The organism is Paraflavitalea sp., from assembly GCF_059502485.1.
Genome location: NZ_JCACET010000008.1, coordinates 48,888 through 66,141, shown reverse-complemented (window position 1 = coordinate 66,141; position 17,254 = coordinate 48,888). Strand labels below are relative to the sequence as shown.

The window sequence follows — 17,254 nt, the reverse complement described above, 5'->3', positions numbered from 1 at the left end:
CGACGAGGTTTATTGAAGCAATTTGCACCAGCGCATTTTCAAATTATTATAATTACAAATCTTCAAACTATTCTTATGTCAACTGTTGCTATTACAGCCGCTGATATTAATAAGTTGCGCCAGATGACCGGCGCCGGTATGATGGACTGTCGCAAAGCCTTAACTGAAACAAACGGCGATTTTGAGGCTGCTATCGACTGGCTCCGTAAAAAAGGCGCTAAAGTTGCCGCACTCCGTGGCGACCGTGAAGCGAAGGAAGGTGTGGTACTGGCTAAAACAACAGCCGATAACAAAACAGGTCTCGCACTTTGCGTAAGCTGCGAAACCGACTTCGTATCTAAGAACGCTGACTTCGTTGCCTTCGCACAAAGCATCATGGATGCTGCCGTAGGTGCCAACGTAAAGAGCATCGACGAACTGAACACCGTTGCTATCAACGGCGCTAAGATCGCTGACCTGGTAAACGATAAACTCGCTTCTATCGGCGAAAAGATCGGTATCACCAAGTTCGAGCGCGTAGACGCTGACTATGTAGCCTCCTACATCCACGGTGCAAACCGTATCGGTGTACTGGTAGGTTTCAGCAAAGCCGCTTCTGCCGAAGCTGGTAAAGACGTTGCCATGCAGATCGCTGCTATGAATCCCGTAGCTGTTGACGCAAACTCTGTACCTGCTGCTACAGTAGAAAGAGAAAGAGCCATCGTTACCGAGCAGATCAAGAACGATCCTAAAATGGCCGGTAAGCCCGATGAAATGATCAACAAGATCGCTGAAGGTAAACTCAACGCATTCTTCAAAGAAAGCACCCTCACCAGCCAGCCTTTCGTAAAAGACAGCGGCAAGAGCGTGGGCGACTACCTGAAGAGCGTAGACAGCGACCTGAAAGTTACCGAGTTCAAACGCGTAGCTTTAGGTTAATACACCGCACGAAGGTTTCATTACCAACAATATATACGGAAAAGGGCGCTTAGCGCCCTTTTTTGTTGCCCCTCCTGCACCGTTCATCCCTAAATTTCTTTGCTAAATCGTTTTTCTCTTAACATATTATTCCTAAATTTATCTGCTGCTCATGCCCCAAGACTGTTTAACCAAAACTTATTCAAAACTGCTGAATGAGCGATTATTGTTTGCCCCATATCATCAACGGCATCCGCAACAAAGACCGTGAACTATACTCCTGGATGTTCGACAGGTACTCCCATACCATGTACCTGATCGCACTGGATATTCTCAAAGATCATGAGCTGGCCCGCGACATTGTCCAGGAAGCCTTTCTCAAACTCTGGGAAAAGTCCGACACCATCGACATCCAAAGCTCCATTAAAAGCTATCTCTTCCGCACAGCCGCCAACCTGGCCATCAACAAATACAAAAAAGAAAGCCGCGTAGTACGGCAGGAAGAACTAACGGCAACGCCAGAACACAATACCCGTGTCGAAAACAGGGCCGAAGAAAAAGAATTTGAACTCTATATACATTACGCGATAGACTCCCTCCCCCCACAGTGCAGACGAGTGTTCACCCTCAGTCGCTTCAATGACATGAGCCCCCCCGATATTGCACAACATCTTAATATCTCCATCAATACCGTGTATACCCATCTCACCATGGCAATTCGTATTATTAAAGAGCGTCTAAAAAAAGAAGAACTTTTTTTTAACAATCACTAATTGTCCCCCTTCCCTTATTTGTCTTATCTATACACAATGCACGAGCAGCACGAAAAACTGGAACAAATACTGGCCTCACTCGAACAGTCAGACGATAAACTATTGCAACAACAGATCCAGGAGTGGGTCGCTGCCAGCGAAGAAAACAGGAAATACTATGAGGAAGTGAAACGTATTTGGTTTACCGGTAATGAACCAGGAGATATGGAATACGATATCGAATTGGAAAAAAAGCGTTTCTGGGATCGTGTCGACGGTGAGGCGCCGGTAACCCCTGTTAAAAGAATGAACTGGTTTCCGAAGATAGCAGTAGCCGCTGTGCTGCTGATAACTGCTGGTATCGTAGTGTGGAAATTCGTACTGACAGACCGTAACCCCTATAAAACCATTCAAACGGCCCGGTTGGAAAGAGACAGTGTAGAGCTGGCCGATGGAAGCAAAGTATACTTACATGGCAGTTCAGCCGTGAGGTACACCACCAGCATGAATGGCGCCAGGCGCGAAGTATGGCTCGAAAAAGGCGAAGCCTTCTTCGAGATCACCAAAGACCCTGCACATCCATTTATTGTACATATAGATAGCGCGGAAGTAGAAGTATTGGGAACCAGCTTCGATGTACGACGCACAGATTCCATCCTGTCAGTGGCAGTAGCCACAGGCAAAGTACAATTCACAGCCGTGAAAAACCAGTCGCAGGCTTTACTTACACCCGGTCTTACCGGTGCATTTGTAAAAGCCGGCACAACGATAACAGTTACGAAAAACAGCAACCAGCTTGCCTGGAGAACAGGACAGGTGAAGTTTTACGATTCACCATTACAGGAAGTATTAGCCACGATGGAGCACGTGTATGAGATGAACGTGGACATGGCGCCATCACTTACAAAAACGAGAGTAACAGCTACCATCAATAATCTTTCCTTTGAAAAAATAGTAACACTGTTGGAGGCAAGCCTTGATATCAAGGTAACCAAGATCGACAGTATGACCTATAAAGCACGCCCGGTGCGGTAATACCATTGCCCGGGCAGCTTCAGCCCTGGGTTTTATTATCACTTTCTTATTAAAACTAACTGCTATGAAGAGAATTGTACACTTCGTACATGGCCTCCGCATGCCCGTACGTCAACGGGTCATTGTCTTAACCGTAACCTCATTTTTCCTGGGCCTGCTATCGGCCCACGCCACGGGCAACCAGGACCTGCTCGAAAGGCGCATCACACTACAACTGAGCAAGGCGCCACTCACAGATGCCATCAAACAAATTGAATCTGCCGCCAACACCAGTTTCTATTTCGACCAGAAAATACTGGAAGGCAGAACAGACCTGGTAACACTCAATGCAAAAAACTCGACACTCAAAACAGTACTGGCCCAGGTATTCCCACCTGCGAAGTACGACTTCTTCCAGCTCGAAGCCCAGATCGTAGTAAAGCTGCGGCCAGTAAAAAAAGTAACACCACCCGCGCCGGAAAAATCACTCGTAGAAATAACGATCACGGGCACGGTTAAAAGCGAAGCCCTCAACCAGGCAATGGCGGGCGTCACAGTCACCGCCTTACCGGCTAACAAATCAACCACTACCGATGTAAACGGATTTTTCAGGATACAAGCCAATCAAGGTGACTCTATCGAGTTCACCTATGTTGGTTACCAACGCCAGGCAGTTGTTATCCGCGACCGCATCGTCCTCGATGTGGCCATGCAGGCCACCCAGGGCGGTCTCAATGAAGTAGTGATCGTAGGCTTTGGTAAACAGAAAAAAAGCAGCCTTGTAGGCGCTCAGAGTACGGTAGATGTGGATGAACTAAAACAACCTGTCGCCAACCTGAGCACCACACTCGCCGGCCGTATCGCCGGCGTAGTGGGGGTGCAGCGCTCTGGTGAGCCCGGAAGGAATGGCGCCGATATATGGATACGCGGTATCGCCACCTTCAATGCCTCCAACGACGCACGCCCCTTGATCCTCATCGATGGCGTGCCCCGCGATATCAATAGCCTCGATCCCGAAGACCTGCAGTCAGTTACCATTCTGAAAGATGCGGCTGCCACAGCAGTATACGGCGTACAAGGCGCCAATGGCGTTATCCTCATCAAAACAAAAAGCGGCAAAGCAGGTAAAACCACTTTCAACGTCAACTACAACGAAGGCTTCATGACCTTCACCCGAATTCCCGAGCTCACAGATGGAGTCACCTACATGAACCTGACCAATGAGGCGATGAAAGCCAGCAATATCCAACCCAAATATTCACAGGAATACATTAATAAAACCGCTTCAGGCGACGATCCCTATGTATACCCCAACGTAGATTGGATGAATGTCCTCTTCGATAAATGGTCCCACAACAGGCGCCTCAACGTGAGCGCACGCGGTGGTTCCGAAAGAGCCAACTACTACGTATCACTCGCCTACTACGATGAAAAAGGCTTCCTGAAAACAGATGGCCTCGAAAGCTACAATACAGATACTCGTTTCAGAAGATACAACTTCACGAGCAACCTCAACCTGCAGCTCACGGGTACTACCCGTTTCGAGTTAGGTATTCAGGGCTACATCACCAACGGCAACTATCCGGGAGTAAGCTCCTCTGATGCCTTTGCACAAGCCATGCAGATCACACCAGTACTCTTCCCCGTTATGTACCCCGGCGATTTTGTACCCGGTCAAAGCTCCAATGGCGACCAGCGCAACCCCTATGCCGATATCACCAAGCGTGGTTTCCAATCCACCTATGGCAATCAGCTATACACGAATGGACGCCTCACGCAGGACCTGGGCTTCTGGGTGCCTGGCCTGTCCGTTACAACGATGTATTCCTTTGATGCCTATAATTCACAAACACTCAGCCGCACGAAACGCGAAGACACCTACTATGTAGACCAGGTGAATCCCCGCAAGGCGGATGGAACCCTGAACCTGCTACAAACCTGGCAGGGCAACAACTCACTCTCCTTCGGCAATGCCACATCGAGCAATCGCCGCTTTTATACAGAGACCAGCGTTAACTACGACCGCACATTCGGCGAACACCACGTGAGCGGTATGCTCCTCTACAACCAGAGCGATCTCACAAGCGGCACAGCAGGCGACCTGGTATCATCCATCCCTACAAGGTTTCGTGGCTTGGCAGGACGTACCACCTATTCCTATGCCGACCGCTACTTTGCAGAATTCAACTTTGGTTACAACGGTTCAGAGAACTTTGCACCCGATAGCCGCTTTGGTTTCTTCCCCTCCTTTGGCGTAGGCTGGATCGTTTCCTCCGAAAAATTCTTCAAGCCCCTGCGCAATGCAGTACAATACCTGAAATTCCGCTTCAGTGATGGTATCGTGGGAGCGGGTAGTGGTGGCCGTCGTTTCGGTTACCTCACCTTCGTCAATGGCGGCGCTTCCGGTTATACCTATGGCACCAACCGCGCCGGCCGTGCAGGCGTGGAAATATCCGATTACGGAACAGAGATCACCTGGTCCGAAGCACACAAACAAGACCTCGGTATAGAATTCAAGACGCTCAACAGCAAGATATCCGTTATCATCGACTTCTTTAAAGAACGCAGAACAGGCGTATTCCTCCAGCGCGGTAGCCTGGCCAACTTCGTGGGCCTTACCAACCGCCCCTGGGGCAACCTCGGTGTGATGGACAACAAGGGAATCGATATGACGATAGAAACAGCCCCCATGTATGTGGGCAATCTATCAGTGTCCTTGCGTGGCAACTTCACCTACAACAAGGATAAAGTGATCGAAAACGATAACCCCACACCCAAATACCCTTGGATGGAACGTCGTGGAGTTAACTACCTCTCACGATTTGGCCTCATCGCAGAAGGATTGTTCCAGAGTGATGACGAGATCGCCAAGAGCCCCAAATCCTCCTATGGCCCCGTGCGCAAAGGAGATATCAAATACAAAGACCTCAACGGAGACAACGTTATCGACTCCTACGATCAAACCCGTATCGGCCGCGGTGATGTACCCGCTATTGTATACGGCTTTGGCTTCAACGTAGAGTGGGACAGGAGAGTGTACCTGAGCGCTTTCTTCCAGGGTGTATCACAAGCCGACAGGCTTATATCAGGAGATGGCATTGTACCCTTCTCCAATAGCATTGGCGCCGATAGAAGCAACCTGTATTCCATTGCCACCGATCGCTGGACAGAAGAGAACCCCAATCCCAATGCCTTCTATCCACGCCTTGGTTACGGCAACGCTGTTAACGCCAACAATATCCAGGCAAGTACCTGGTGGGTAAAAGACATCGACTTCCTGCGATTGAAAACAGTTGAGCTGGGTTATAGACTCGATGTACATAAACTGCAAGGAATTGGCATTAAAACAGCCACACTCTTTGCACAGGGCGTCAACCTGCTTACGTTCAGCAAATTCAAACTGTGGGATCCTGAGTTGAATACCTCCAACGGTACTTCCTATCCCAATGTGATCACGATTTCAGTTGGACTACAGGCCACTTTCTAACAAACAAACACACTGCATTATGAAAAAGAATTACAGCATATATATACTCCTGCTCGCTGTGCTGGTCATCACATCCTGTAAAAAAGGATTCCTCGACCAGGTACCCGATGACCGCCTCACTACCGATGATATCTTCGAAAGCCAGAACACCACACTCGATTTTCTGGCCAACGTATACAGCTATATTCCCGATGAGGGCAACCAGCGCTTCGTTACGAGCGGAGGCTCTGGCCCCTGGACGGCTGCTTCCGATGAAGCCAAATACACCTGGGACTTTGTGGCCAGCAACAATATGAACCTCGGTTCCTGGAATGCCACCACGGGCTTCGTAGGCTCCTTCTGGCAACGCTACTACCGCGGCATCCGCAATGCCTCCTACTTTATGAATCATGTGGCAGAGTGCGAAGAGTTGGGACCCCAGTTGATCAGGCAACACGGAGCAGAAGCAAGAGCACTCCGCGCTATCTACTACTTCTTCCTCATCCGCATCTACGGCCCAGTACCTCTCACAGGTGAAGACCCTATTTCACCCGATGCATCATTTGATCAGGTACAGCTGCCCCGCAACACCTTCGAAGAATGCGTCAACTACATCATTACCGAGTTGGATAAAGCATCCCCCGATCTGCAGGTAAAATCACTGGGCGATAACAAAGGCCGCGTCGATCAGGCCACTGCCCATTACTTCAAAATGCAAACATTATTACTGGCAGCCAGCCCGCTGTTCAACGGCAACCCGGACTATGCCAACCTGAAAAACCAGGATGGTAAAGCGCTGATGCCAGCTCAATACAATGCCAACAAATGGAAGTTGGCTTCCGATGCAGCCAAATCATTCATCGATAAATACGTACCAACGTACTTCAGTCTCTTCACCGATAAAGACGCTACCGGTAAAGTAAGTCCTTACCTCTCTTGCCGCAACGTAATGATCACCGACTGGAATGACGAATGGATCTTTGGCCGTCCGTCAGCCTCTATCGGTACGATGCAGTACGACAGAACACCCTACCACGCAGGCTCTGCCAACGACGCCAAAGGCGGTGGTGGATTAGGTGCCACGCAAAACATGGTGAATGCCTACTTCATGGCCAATGGTGAAAGCCCTTACAATGATGACGGCACCGTCAATCCCAACTCAGGCTACATCGCTACAGGCTTCAGTAGCTTCAGAGCACCCTACGATGTGGCAGCGCGCCAAACCCACAACATGTGGGTGAACCGCGAACCCCGCTTTTACGTAGCCGTTACCTACGACAACGTTTTATGGCTGAATACAAATACGGGCAACATTGTAACCACAGTACAATACTCCGGCAACTCCGGTGTAAAAAACACAGGTAGCGACCATAGCCCCACGGGTTACATCGTGCGCAAGAACGTTGCACCCGGCAGCACAGGCAATGGCAACCGTGCACTGGTGCTGGCCCGCCTCGCCAATGTCTTCCTCGATTATGCAGAAGCGCTCAACGAATCTGATCCCGGTAACACCCTCGCATTATACTACCTCAACCTCATCAGAGAGCGTGCAGGAGTGCCACAATATGGTGTAGGCGTCGATCCATTACCTGTTCCATCAGGTCAGGCTGCTGTACGCGCCGCTATCCGCAAAGAACGCCGCGTGGAACTGGCCTTCGAAAACGTACGCTACTTCGATACCCGCCGCTGGAAGATCGCCGAGCAAACAGATAAAGGCCCCATGTATGGCCTCAACATCAATGCCGATGGAACATCCTTCTACAATGTTGTTCCTTTTGAAACAAGAGTGTTTGAAAAGAAGCATTACCTGTTCCCAGTGCCACAGGGAGAAATTGATGTAGATAAGAAACTGGTACAAAATACCGGTTGGGAATAGTTGCTGTAACAGCAAAGAAGAAAATACAATTTGAATGCATTAAACCCTCAAACATGAACAGCAGGATTATTAAGATGCTCTGTTTCGGAATATGGATGATGTTTTCCATACAGGCATCTGCACAGGATATTATGGCCAACGGCGGCACCCTCACCGTTTCACAAGACAACCCCGGAGGTGCCGGCTCCGGCGAAGGATCGCTGAAGCTCATCGATAACAACCCCAATTCGAAAATATATGTAGGCGGCGTCACACTCCCCTGGTACATGCAATGGCAATGCAACACACCCGTCCGCGCTGCCCAGTATGTACTTACTTCAGGTGGCGATGCCCCCACGCGCGACCCTAAGAACTGGAAGCTGGAAGGATCAGACGATGCAGCCGCCTGGACTTTGCTCGATACACGTACCAATGAAGCGTTCGCCGGTCGCAACGAAGCACGCACCTTCGAAATCCCTACACAAGGCGTTTACAAATATTACCGCGTTACGATCTCAACCCTCAACGGTAACACGGCTTTCCAATTATCCGAATGGAAACTGCTGGAAGGATTGCCACCCGCAGCACCTACGGTACTGGCTGGCCTGGCTACTGCAGGTTCAGAAGTACTATTGAGCTGGCAGGACAACGCCTCCAATGAAAGCGGCTTCGAAGTAGAACGCTCTTCCAATGGCATCGACTTTGTGAGAGTCGCATCACTTACCTCCAACCGCGTTAGTTATGCTGCCACAGGTTTGTTGGTAAATACATCTTACCAGTTCCGCGTAAGAGCTATCAATGTTTATGGAAACTCTGCGTATTCCAACACGATCATAGTCTCAACACTTAACCAGAGTGGTCAGTTGACAGATGTAACCGACGATGGAGGAGTGCTGGCAGTATCAAAAGACAATGACGGCGGTCCCAACGCCGGAGAAGGCTCTACGAAGTTGATCGATAACAACTACAGCTCCAAGTTCCTCATCTTCGGCGCTATGCCGGTCGACGGCTACTGGGCACGCTACCGCTCACAAAATCCGTGGGTAGTTACTAAATACACCATCACCACGGGCGGCGATGCCCCCGGCCGCGATCCCAAAACATGGAAGTTCCAGGCTACCAACGATACCCTGGCCGGCTGGACCGATCTGGATACACGTACCGGCGTCACCTTCGGTGGCCGCAATACAGGCTACACCTTTGCATTCCCGAATAACACTGCTTATTCCTACTTCAGACTGTTGGTAACCCAAAACAATGGCGACGGCGGCATCATGGGACAGATCAGTGAATTGGAAATATGGGGTATGAGTCCCAATGCACCCAAAGTGCCTGCCGACCTGGACGTAACAGCCGTTACATTCACCACAGCCACTTTGAAGTGGACAGATAACTCCTCCAACGAAACAGGCTTTGAAATAGAGAAATCAGAAGACAGTGTAAACTTTGAAGCAGCAGGCACAGTTGCTGCCAACACATCTACTTATGAAGTACAAAATCTGTTGGGAGGTTTCAAATACTATTTCCGCATACGCGCTATAACAGCCGCCACCAAATCCATCTGGAGCAAGATCGTAGATACAGTTACAGATTATGATCCCAACCTGCCATTGACACCACGCAACCTGCAGGGCACCCCACTCTCCGAAACATCGATATCCCTCGTTTGGGACGATAGAGCCAACAATGAAACAGGCTTTGATATTGAGCGCTCTGTTAACGGCATCAACTTTACGCCACTGGGCAGCGTGAATGCAGATATTGAAACCTATACCGATAACGGCCTCAACCTCGCATCCCGTTATTACTACCGCGTTAAGGCTAAAAACACCTTCGGCAACTCTTACTACAGCAACGTAGTGACGGTGATCACCCAGGGTAAGAACACGGCCCCCACGCTGGACGCCATCACCAACAAAGACATCTGTACCACCGATTCCACATTCACCTTCGACCTCACAGGCATTACCCCCGGTGTAGAAGCATGGCAAATAGTAACACTGGCTGTTACCAGTTCAGATGCTACATTGTTCGACGAGCTATCAGTAACACCGGTAGTGAATGGTAAAGCACAACTGTCTTACAATGCCGCTAAAGGTGGCACGGCTACCATCACAGTGCGGGCACAGGACAATGGCGCTACTTTCAACAGCGGTGCAGATACCTACACACGCACCTTCACGATTGTGGTAAACCCGTTGGTAGTGAACATCGCTTCCGATAAAGGAGCCGTAATACCACGCCTCGAAACAGCCCACCTCACAGCCTCTGGCGCTGATACCTACACATGGAAAAGTGCACACGGTATCGTAAATGGAGAGACGACCCCTGTACTTACAGTACGACCAACGATCAACACTCCCTACACAGTATTGGGCGTAAATAGTCGCGGCTGTAAAGACACCGCTACGATCACCATCCAGTTGCAGGGCAACTACAACATCGATCCGGTGAACGTACTAACCCCCAACGGCGATGGCAAGAATGATCGCTGGGTGATCTGGAACATCAACACCTTCCCCGACAATGAAGTACGCGTAATGGACCGCTCAGGTCGCGTGGTGTTCATGCAGAAAAACTACATGAACGATTGGGAAGGCACCTACAACGGCAATCCATTGCCCGAAGGCGCATACCTCTACATCATCAAGCTGGGAACAGGTATCCCTGCCGCACAGGGAGTTTTAACCATCATTCGCAACCGTAAATAAGCACAACAACATGAAACAACTATATAACTTCCGGAAAACGATCATAGCATTATCAGTAATGCTGGTGGGCATGAATAGTACACAGGAAGCAGCTGCACAGCAAGACCCATTCGCAGCCAGCTATTTCCAAAACCAATACCTGGCAAACCCTGCCATGGTAGGCGGTGATAACAAAGTAAAAGCAGCGGTAGGCTACCGCAAGCAGTGGTCCGGTATCTCCAACAGTCCATATAGCCTTTACGCTACCGGCGAATACAGCAGCAGCGATAAACTGAACTTCGGTGTAAACGTGTACAACGATAAAGCAGGTATGCTCAATACGAGCTCAGCCATGCTGACCTATGCTTATTACCTGCCGGTCACAAAAAATGGAGGACGTGTGCACCTGGGTATTTCTGCAGGCGCTGTAAACAGGCGCATCGACATGAAAAACTTCAATGGCGATCCCGGCGATGTATTACTCACCGATGGCAACAAGATCCGCTTTGATGGAGGCATTGGCATAGCCTTCACCAATAAGCAGATCACGGTACAGGCAGCCTTCCCCAACATGGTTACTTATTTTAACAAGGAGAACGATAGCCTCGTAAACAGATCCACCTTCTTTGCAGCTGCCAGCTACAAGCTATCCTTCAATGATGGCGATCTCACCCTCGAACCCAAAGTTGCATACCGTGGCATGAAAGGCTTCGATAACATCATCGATGCAGGTGCCAATGTGACCTTGAAGTATGTAAACATTTTTGGTATCTACCACACTTCTAAGAACATAACCGCAGGTGCTGGTTTAATGATTGCCGAAAAACTGTGGATCAGTGCGGCATATACCTCAGCAGGTTCCGCTCTTAAAGAATATACCGATGGAAACTTCGAAGTAGGCCTTAGCTTCGCGCTCGGAGGAAAAGAAAAATAATGAAACTAATGAGAAAACACAAGATTAGAATTGTTCTATGCATGATGATCAGCCTGCCTTTGCTGGCAGTTGCCTGTAAGAAGAGTAGTGGCGGCGGAGATACGACACAACCACCGCCCCCCGTAGTAGTAGATCCACCCGATGCACCAATCAAAACCTGGCAGGAACATTGGTTCGAACATCAGCAGTTGCTTAGCCGTGTATACTACGATACAGTACTGGCGGTGTATTATGACAACGATGTTTCCCGCACCATCAACTGGCCATTCACCTTCCTGAAAGAAGTGTGGCTCTACAGCAATGCCACCTACGGCAGATTGTATGGCACAGATAAAAGACTGTACGCTATTTACCACACCGGTAAATACGGTGGAGGCCACCCTGCCTACTATTACGATGCAGGACATGACAACAGAAACGTGATCGACTGCGGCTCCAATGCCAACAACGCCTGGCTCAGTGGCACAGGCAACGACCTCGACCTGTCCACACACGAGATCGGCCACATCGTCGAAAGCACCACCTTCGGCACAAAAGGCTCACCAGCCTTTGCCCTGTGGAAGGATAGCAAGTGGATGGAGATCTACATCTATGATGTGTACAAGGGTTTAAAGCGCGATGCAGATGCGGCACGGTGGTTTAATATGATGAATGGCACCATTGACAATTTCCCGGCCGCCAATACACAATGGTTCAAGAACTGGTTCTTTCCCATCTATGATAAATACGGCGGCAGCAAAGTACTGGCTAAATTCTTCTCACTGCTGGCAACCCATTTCCCAAAAAATGGAGACAATCGTTACAGCAGAGATATGAACTGGGGTGAGTTTATACACTTCTGGAGCGGTGCTGCTGGCGCCAATCTGAAAGCACAGGCCACGATAGCCTTTGGCTGGCCCGCCGAGTGGGAAACACAATTCAACAAAGCAAAGACCGATTTTCCAGGTATTACCTACTAATATCGTTGAGGGCAGTCGCAGTTTTTTCTCTCGTAGCAGTGATTAGTTTGTATTAAGAATGGTCCGTACAGGACAAATGCGTCCCTCTTCAGGGGCGCATTTTCTGTTGCACACCTAACATAACAAAATAAAGCCGCTAATACTGGAGTTATGAAATTTCGCTAAGCGGAAGCATTAACTTACGATAAGGTTTCATCTTCATTTGAGCAAAGTAAGGATGCTCGGGATTTACAATTAATTCCTGGCGCAGTGGGTGAATGATGACATCCATATCCTCCAAAGGAATAGCACCCAACAGAGGTTCTGAATCGCCAGGAAGGACCATTGCCCTGCAAGTAGTTTGTCTGTTTTTAAAGCGAAGCTCAACAGGAGCCACCACATCGCATTCAACTATGTGCCCGTTGGCCAATTGGGCTTTTCGCTTTTCTACAATAGGAAACTGAAGCTGTTCCTGTATAGTTTCGTTGATGGCCAGCATATAAGAACCAGTGTCTACCAACGCATTTACTGTCATGCGCTTTATTTCATCTTCGCCAATCACATGCCTTCTTGCCAAAGCGAGATCATCGCCGTTAATTAGCTCTAATTCAGCGTATACAAGTCCCATGGTATGTTTTTCGGTAAGCATTATTATATGATGAAATTACTATTTATATTCCATAGTGCAATAGCAGGGCTTATAACACTTGTTTTCATATTTCCAACCCCAAACTCCCCTTTTTTCTATTAGCGAAAACCCTTTTCTTTGCACATCGTTAATTTTATACTATTTATTTCATGCTGCCCAAGTACAAACGCATCCTGTTAAAACTGAGTGGAGAATCATTGATGGGAGATAAAAGCTTCGGCATGGATCCCGCAGTGTTGGAACACTACGCCCGCGATATCAAAGAGGTCGTTGACCTCGGCGTTCAGGTAGCCATTGTAATTGGAGGCGGTAACATCTACCGCGGCATGAATGAAGCAGAAACCGGTATAGAACGCGCCCACGGCGATTATATGGGCATGCTGGCAACCGTTATCAACGGAATGGCCATGCAGGCCATGCTGGAAAAAGTAGGCGTTTTTACCCGCCTCCAGAGCGCTATCAAGATGGAGCAGATCGCGGAACCCTACATCCGCCGCCGTGCCATCCGCCACGTAGAAAAAGGCCGTGTAGTGATCTTTGGCGCTGGTACTGGTAATCCCTACTTCACCACCGATACCGCTGGCTCCCTCAGGGCCATCGAGATCGAGGCCGACGTGATCCTCAAAGGCACCCGCGTAGACGGCATCTATACTGCCGACCCCGAAAAAGATCCCAACGCTAAAAAATACGAAACCATCACCTTCCAGGAGTGCATTTCCAACAACCTGCGCGTGATGGATATGACCGCCTTTACCCTTTGCATGGAAAATAACCTGCCCATCATCGTATTCGACATGAACACCGCCGGAAACCTCCGTAAAGTTGTTTGTGGAGAACGAGTTGGAACACTGGTAAAATCCTGATAACCAGCGAACAAAATTTATTACAGCCAACTGGCTTGTATATGTGACATTATCGCACTAATTTAACGGGGTAAATCGTCCTGACCCAACCCCTGGCGGTTATCCAATTCTCCCCGCTATTCAAGTCCCCTTGAAAGATGTGGCATCCTGGGAAGAACCCTGTGCGTTAAGGAAATTCGGAACTGCTATGAACCCATTACTCATTTTACTGGCCGCTAAACTGTCTATAGGTCTTACTGAGATCATTGTATTTCAGTTGGTATCCCTCGTCTTGGGTTTTGCTATCCACTTCTACCTCACCCAGAAAAAAATAATGCCCTCCGCTACTTCCGAACCAGCCGTGCTGGCCGATGAGCCAATTGGTGGCCTGGATGAGTGGAGATTAAAATTCTATGAAGAAAAAGACCTCCACGAACAACTCAACCGTGAGTTGGAAGCATCCAAAGAAAAGCAGGAAATGCTGGAGCTCGAAGTAGAAGACCTGAAAGAAGAGATTACCCGCCTTGAAGCAGCCCTGCCCGAAGAAAAAGAGGAAGAAGAAACCGAAGAACAGCAGGTCGGTCCCACCTTTATGTCGCAATTGAAGAGCGCACAGGACAACCTCCACGTGCAAAATCAATACATCGGTAAGTTATTGCAACAGGTAGATACATTAAAAGAATCTGAGCAGAAGTATAGCGAAGTACAACAACTGAATGAAAACCTCGGCGCGCAGCTTCGCGAAGCACGCCGTTCATTGATGGATAAAGAGGCAGAGCTGAAACAGCTGCGTCAGCAACAGCTACTGAACAATGAAGTAAAAGGCCGCCTGGAAAGAGCCTACGAAGAGTTTGGCGTATTACAGGACAGGCTGCAGAAAATAGAATCAGCTACCGCTCCCCAACACAAGGGATTTGAATACGAAGAACTACAACAAGCCTACTTCAAGATCACCCGTGAGTTCGATGAACTCAAGATGAAGCAGGTGAATATGCTGGAAGAACATCAGCGCCTGGCCCGCCTACTGGCCGATACGGAAGACAAACTGCGTGAGTCCAACTTCCAGCGCCAGCAATTACTGAAGAAAGTAGGCTACCTCGAAGAGCTCAATACCGACCTCCAGCAAGTAGCCGAGCACAACAAAAAGCTCGACATCCAGCTCAAGCGCATCTCTGAAATAGAGAACCTCCTCACGCGCCTCTCAAACGAAAAAGACAACGATCAGAAGAAAAAGTGATCTTCGTCACCCATCAACATTTCAACCCGTCAACTTGTTAACTTTGTACTCTAACCTACATAGCCATGTCATCCATTGCAGATATCAGGAAAGATTACAAGCTGAAAGACCTGCTTGAATCTAAAGCTGAAAAGAACCCCATCGATCAATTTACCCGCTGGTGGCAGGAAGCCATTGCCGCTGAAATAGACGAAGTAAACGCCATGACATTGGCCACGGCATCACCTGCCGGTATCCCCGATGCCCGCATTGTGCTACTGAAAGAATACGATGCCCGGGGATTTGTATTCTTTACCAATTATACGAGCGCTAAAGGAAACCAGCTGCAGGAGAACCCCCATGCTACCCTCGTATTCTTCTGGAAGGAACTGGAACGCCAGGTACGTATCAGCGGTGAGGTAGAAAAGGTAAGCGATGCAGAGAGCGATCAGTATTACAACAGTCGCCCCGAAGGAAGCCGTATTGGCGCCTGGGCATCGCCTCAAAGCAAGGTCATTGAGAGCCGGGAATGGCTCGATGCCGAAGATGTAAAGTTCAAGGAATTATTCAGTGCTAAACCTATAGTGCGTCCTGCACATTGGGGAGGATATCGCGTAAAACCCGTTCGTATTGAGTTCTGGCAAGGCCGTTCAAGCCGCCTGCACGACAGATTACAGTATACTTTAAGCCAACAGGGAAGCTGGACTATAGAGCGGCTGGCGCCGTAGTGGAGTAGGAAAGGTTGACAAGTTAAAAAGTTGACAAGTTGATAAGGAAACACTTCCCCTTATCAACTTATTAACCCATCAACATATCAACTACTTGCTTTCCTTCTTAGGAGCAGCCTTCTTAGCCGTTCTTGCAGGTCTGCTTTTACCGAAAGAGCCCTTGAAAGTTTTTCCTTTTTTGGTTTTTTTATCACCTCTGCCCATTTTACTATGCTTTTAGTTAAGTGAAAAATTAGAGTGCAAAAATACTACTTCGGTCATGTCAAACAAAACCCTTTCTGAAGTGTATTTTTCGGCCGCTTTTTGAGCCCTTTTTCGCCATAGGGGCATAAAAAAAGCTCCGGTACCTTGGGCCCATATCGATGAGCGCTGTAACGGAGCTTTCAATGCAGTATGCAGCAATTATAACTTAGCTTGCAATTCTTTACCTGCTTTAAACCTGGCAACTTTCTTAGCCTTGATCTTGATCACAGCGCCAGTCTGAGGGTTGCGACCATTACGGGCAGCTCTTTTGGAAACAGAGAAAGTACCGAAACCTACGAGGGTTACTTTACCACCACCTTTCAGGGTCTTAGTTACTGCTTCAACAAAAGAATCCAAAGCGGAGTTGGCTTGTGTCTTAGTGATACCAGCGTCGTCTGCAAGCTTTGCGATTAATTCAGCTTTGTTCATAGTGTAATGTTTTAAAAATTTAAGCACGACAAAAATAGACGCTTTTTCAATGCAACAAAATTTTTATCCCCTAAAATTAACATTTGATAAAATGCTATAATCCGCTCGGGGTAAGGATTATACGATATGTGCCCATTTTTGGTGATGTCTTACTTTTCCACAAAGATGCTGTGAAATACAGCGCCAGTCTGCGTTTCACGCTGCGTGGCCTGAAATGCTGTACAGTCAAGGGTTTGCGAGGAATATACAATAATTTCCCACTTACAGCTGATTAAAAATTTATTATCCACACTTAGTTCACAAGCTCCATCAGCGTGCTGAATGATATACTACGCTCACCCCACTTGTTACGTTTCTCCTCTGAAAAACGCTGTTCATGAAGCTCCATGTATCGTAGATAATCATCCTTCGTATGGGAAAAATACTGCACTGCATAAGTAGGCCCGTCAGTCTCATCAGTCTCCAGCAAGCGCACCAGCTGAAACCTGTCGAAACAACCAGTAGCAACCAGAGCAGGCATGTGCTGTTGCTTCATCCACTGAAGCCACGCCTCATGAATGCTCCAATGAACATAAGTAGTTACATTGTATATATACATACA

15 protein-coding genes are annotated in these 17,254 nt (G+C 48.5%); 11 read left to right on the top strand and 4 right to left on the bottom strand.

Going from position 1 to position 17,254, the window contains the following annotated elements; genetic code table 11:
* Window positions 1-75 precede the first annotated feature (75 nt).
* The 8 genes from tsf (at window position 76) to AC5JBY_RS02890 (ending at window position 12,567) form a co-directional block, all read left to right on the top strand.
* Window positions 76-918, top strand: coding sequence for a translation elongation factor Ts (gene tsf / locus AC5JBY_RS02925; RefSeq protein WP_495903051.1), 843 nt, complete (start codon window positions 76-78; stop codon window positions 916-918).
* A gap of 194 nt (window positions 919-1,112) precedes the next feature.
* Window positions 1,113-1,670 (top strand): RNA polymerase sigma factor, encoded by a 558-nt coding sequence (locus tag AC5JBY_RS02920; RefSeq protein ID WP_495903050.1) that lies wholly within the window; start codon window positions 1,113-1,115, stop codon window positions 1,668-1,670.
* A gap of 36 nt (window positions 1,671-1,706) precedes the next feature.
* Window positions 1,707-2,684, top strand: a complete 978-nt coding sequence (locus AC5JBY_RS02915; RefSeq protein WP_495903049.1) for a FecR family protein — start codon at window positions 1,707-1,709, stop codon at window positions 2,682-2,684.
* Window positions 2,685-2,748: 64 nt separating this feature from the next.
* Entirely contained in the window at window positions 2,749-6,150 is a 3,402-nt protein-coding gene (locus tag AC5JBY_RS02910; protein WP_495903048.1) for a SusC/RagA family TonB-linked outer membrane protein, read from the top strand.
* Between the two features lie 19 nt (window positions 6,151-6,169).
* Entirely contained in the window at window positions 6,170-8,005 is a 1,836-nt protein-coding gene (locus AC5JBY_RS02905; RefSeq protein ID WP_495903047.1) for a RagB/SusD family nutrient uptake outer membrane protein, read from the top strand.
* Between the two features lie 53 nt (window positions 8,006-8,058).
* Complete coding sequence (locus tag AC5JBY_RS02900; protein WP_495903046.1) at window positions 8,059-10,695, top strand: fibronectin type III domain-containing protein; 2,637 nt, start codon at window positions 8,059-8,061, stop codon at window positions 10,693-10,695.
* Between the two features lie 10 nt (window positions 10,696-10,705).
* Complete coding sequence (locus AC5JBY_RS02895) at window positions 10,706-11,608, top strand: PorP/SprF family type IX secretion system membrane protein (RefSeq protein WP_495903045.1); 903 nt, start codon at window positions 10,706-10,708, stop codon at window positions 11,606-11,608.
* Window positions 11,609-11,616: 8 nt separating this feature from the next.
* The gene (locus AC5JBY_RS02890; RefSeq protein WP_495903044.1) at window positions 11,617-12,567 is read left to right on the top strand and encodes a hypothetical protein; all 951 of its coding nucleotides are present in this window, start codon (window positions 11,617-11,619) and stop codon (window positions 12,565-12,567) included.
* 148 nt (window positions 12,568-12,715) lie between these two features.
* On the opposite strand, the gene AC5JBY_RS02885 is transcribed toward AC5JBY_RS02890, so the two are convergent.
* On the bottom strand, window positions 12,716-13,195 hold the full coding sequence (locus tag AC5JBY_RS02885) for an aspartyl protease family protein (RefSeq protein WP_495903043.1): 480 nt from the start codon (window positions 13,193-13,195) through the stop codon (window positions 12,716-12,718).
* A gap of 149 nt (window positions 13,196-13,344) precedes the next feature.
* Here AC5JBY_RS02885 and pyrH point away from each other — a divergent pair, with 149 nt between their 5' ends.
* From pyrH to pdxH, 3 genes are all read left to right on the top strand, one after another.
* Window positions 13,345-14,058 carry a UMP kinase gene (gene pyrH, locus AC5JBY_RS02880; RefSeq protein ID WP_495903042.1) on the top strand — a complete coding sequence of 238 codons (714 nt, stop codon included), beginning with the start codon at window positions 13,345-13,347 and terminating at the stop codon, window positions 14,056-14,058.
* A gap of 187 nt (window positions 14,059-14,245) precedes the next feature.
* On the top strand, window positions 14,246-15,274 hold the full coding sequence (locus AC5JBY_RS02875) for a hypothetical protein (protein ID WP_495903041.1): 1,029 nt from the start codon (window positions 14,246-14,248) through the stop codon (window positions 15,272-15,274).
* Between the two features lie 65 nt (window positions 15,275-15,339).
* On the top strand, window positions 15,340-15,981 hold the full coding sequence (gene pdxH / locus AC5JBY_RS02870; protein ID WP_495903040.1) for a pyridoxamine 5'-phosphate oxidase: 642 nt from the start codon (window positions 15,340-15,342) through the stop codon (window positions 15,979-15,981).
* A 90-nt stretch (window positions 15,982-16,071) separates the two neighbouring features.
* Here the strand turns inward: pdxH and AC5JBY_RS02865 are convergent, their stop codons facing one another.
* From AC5JBY_RS02865 to AC5JBY_RS02855, 3 genes are all read right to left on the bottom strand, one after another.
* Window positions 16,072-16,185 carry a 30S ribosomal protein THX gene (locus tag AC5JBY_RS02865; RefSeq protein WP_495903039.1) on the bottom strand — a complete coding sequence of 38 codons (114 nt, stop codon included), beginning with the start codon at window positions 16,183-16,185 and terminating at the stop codon, window positions 16,072-16,074.
* 198 nt (window positions 16,186-16,383) lie between these two features.
* The gene (locus AC5JBY_RS02860) at window positions 16,384-16,680 is read right to left on the bottom strand and encodes an HU family DNA-binding protein (protein WP_495903038.1); all 297 of its coding nucleotides are present in this window, start codon (window positions 16,678-16,680) and stop codon (window positions 16,384-16,386) included.
* Between the two features lie 265 nt (window positions 16,681-16,945).
* Window positions 16,946-17,251 (bottom strand): DUF4286 family protein, encoded by a 306-nt coding sequence (locus AC5JBY_RS02855; RefSeq protein ID WP_495903037.1) that lies wholly within the window; start codon window positions 17,249-17,251, stop codon window positions 16,946-16,948.
* Window positions 17,252-17,254: the final 3 nt, after the last annotated feature.

Coding starts and splice junctions, on each gene's coding strand:
- AC5JBY_RS02875 (WP_495903041.1), top strand. CDS start 14,246: ATGAACCCATTACTCATTTTACTGGCCGCTAAACTGTCTATAGGTCTT.
- AC5JBY_RS02885 (WP_495903043.1), bottom strand. CDS start 13,195: ATGCTTACCGAAAAACATACCATGGGACTTGTATACGCTGAATTAGAG.
- pdxH (WP_495903040.1), top strand. CDS start 15,340: ATGTCATCCATTGCAGATATCAGGAAAGATTACAAGCTGAAAGACCTG.
- tsf (WP_495903051.1), top strand. CDS start 76: ATGTCAACTGTTGCTATTACAGCCGCTGATATTAATAAGTTGCGCCAG.
- AC5JBY_RS02915 (WP_495903049.1), top strand. CDS start 1,707: ATGCACGAGCAGCACGAAAAACTGGAACAAATACTGGCCTCACTCGAA.
- AC5JBY_RS02890 (WP_495903044.1), top strand. CDS start 11,617: ATGAGAAAACACAAGATTAGAATTGTTCTATGCATGATGATCAGCCTG.
- AC5JBY_RS02855 (WP_495903037.1), bottom strand. CDS start 17,251: ATGTATATATACAATGTAACTACTTATGTTCATTGGAGCATTCATGAG.
- AC5JBY_RS02865 (WP_495903039.1), bottom strand. CDS start 16,185: ATGGGCAGAGGTGATAAAAAAACCAAAAAAGGAAAAACTTTCAAGGGC.
- AC5JBY_RS02905 (WP_495903047.1), top strand. CDS start 6,170: ATGAAAAAGAATTACAGCATATATATACTCCTGCTCGCTGTGCTGGTC.
- AC5JBY_RS02920 (WP_495903050.1), top strand. CDS start 1,113: ATGAGCGATTATTGTTTGCCCCATATCATCAACGGCATCCGCAACAAA.
- pyrH (WP_495903042.1), top strand. CDS start 13,345: ATGCTGCCCAAGTACAAACGCATCCTGTTAAAACTGAGTGGAGAATCA.
- AC5JBY_RS02895 (WP_495903045.1), top strand. CDS start 10,706: ATGAAACAACTATATAACTTCCGGAAAACGATCATAGCATTATCAGTA.
- AC5JBY_RS02900 (WP_495903046.1), top strand. CDS start 8,059: ATGAACAGCAGGATTATTAAGATGCTCTGTTTCGGAATATGGATGATG.
- AC5JBY_RS02910 (WP_495903048.1), top strand. CDS start 2,749: ATGAAGAGAATTGTACACTTCGTACATGGCCTCCGCATGCCCGTACGT.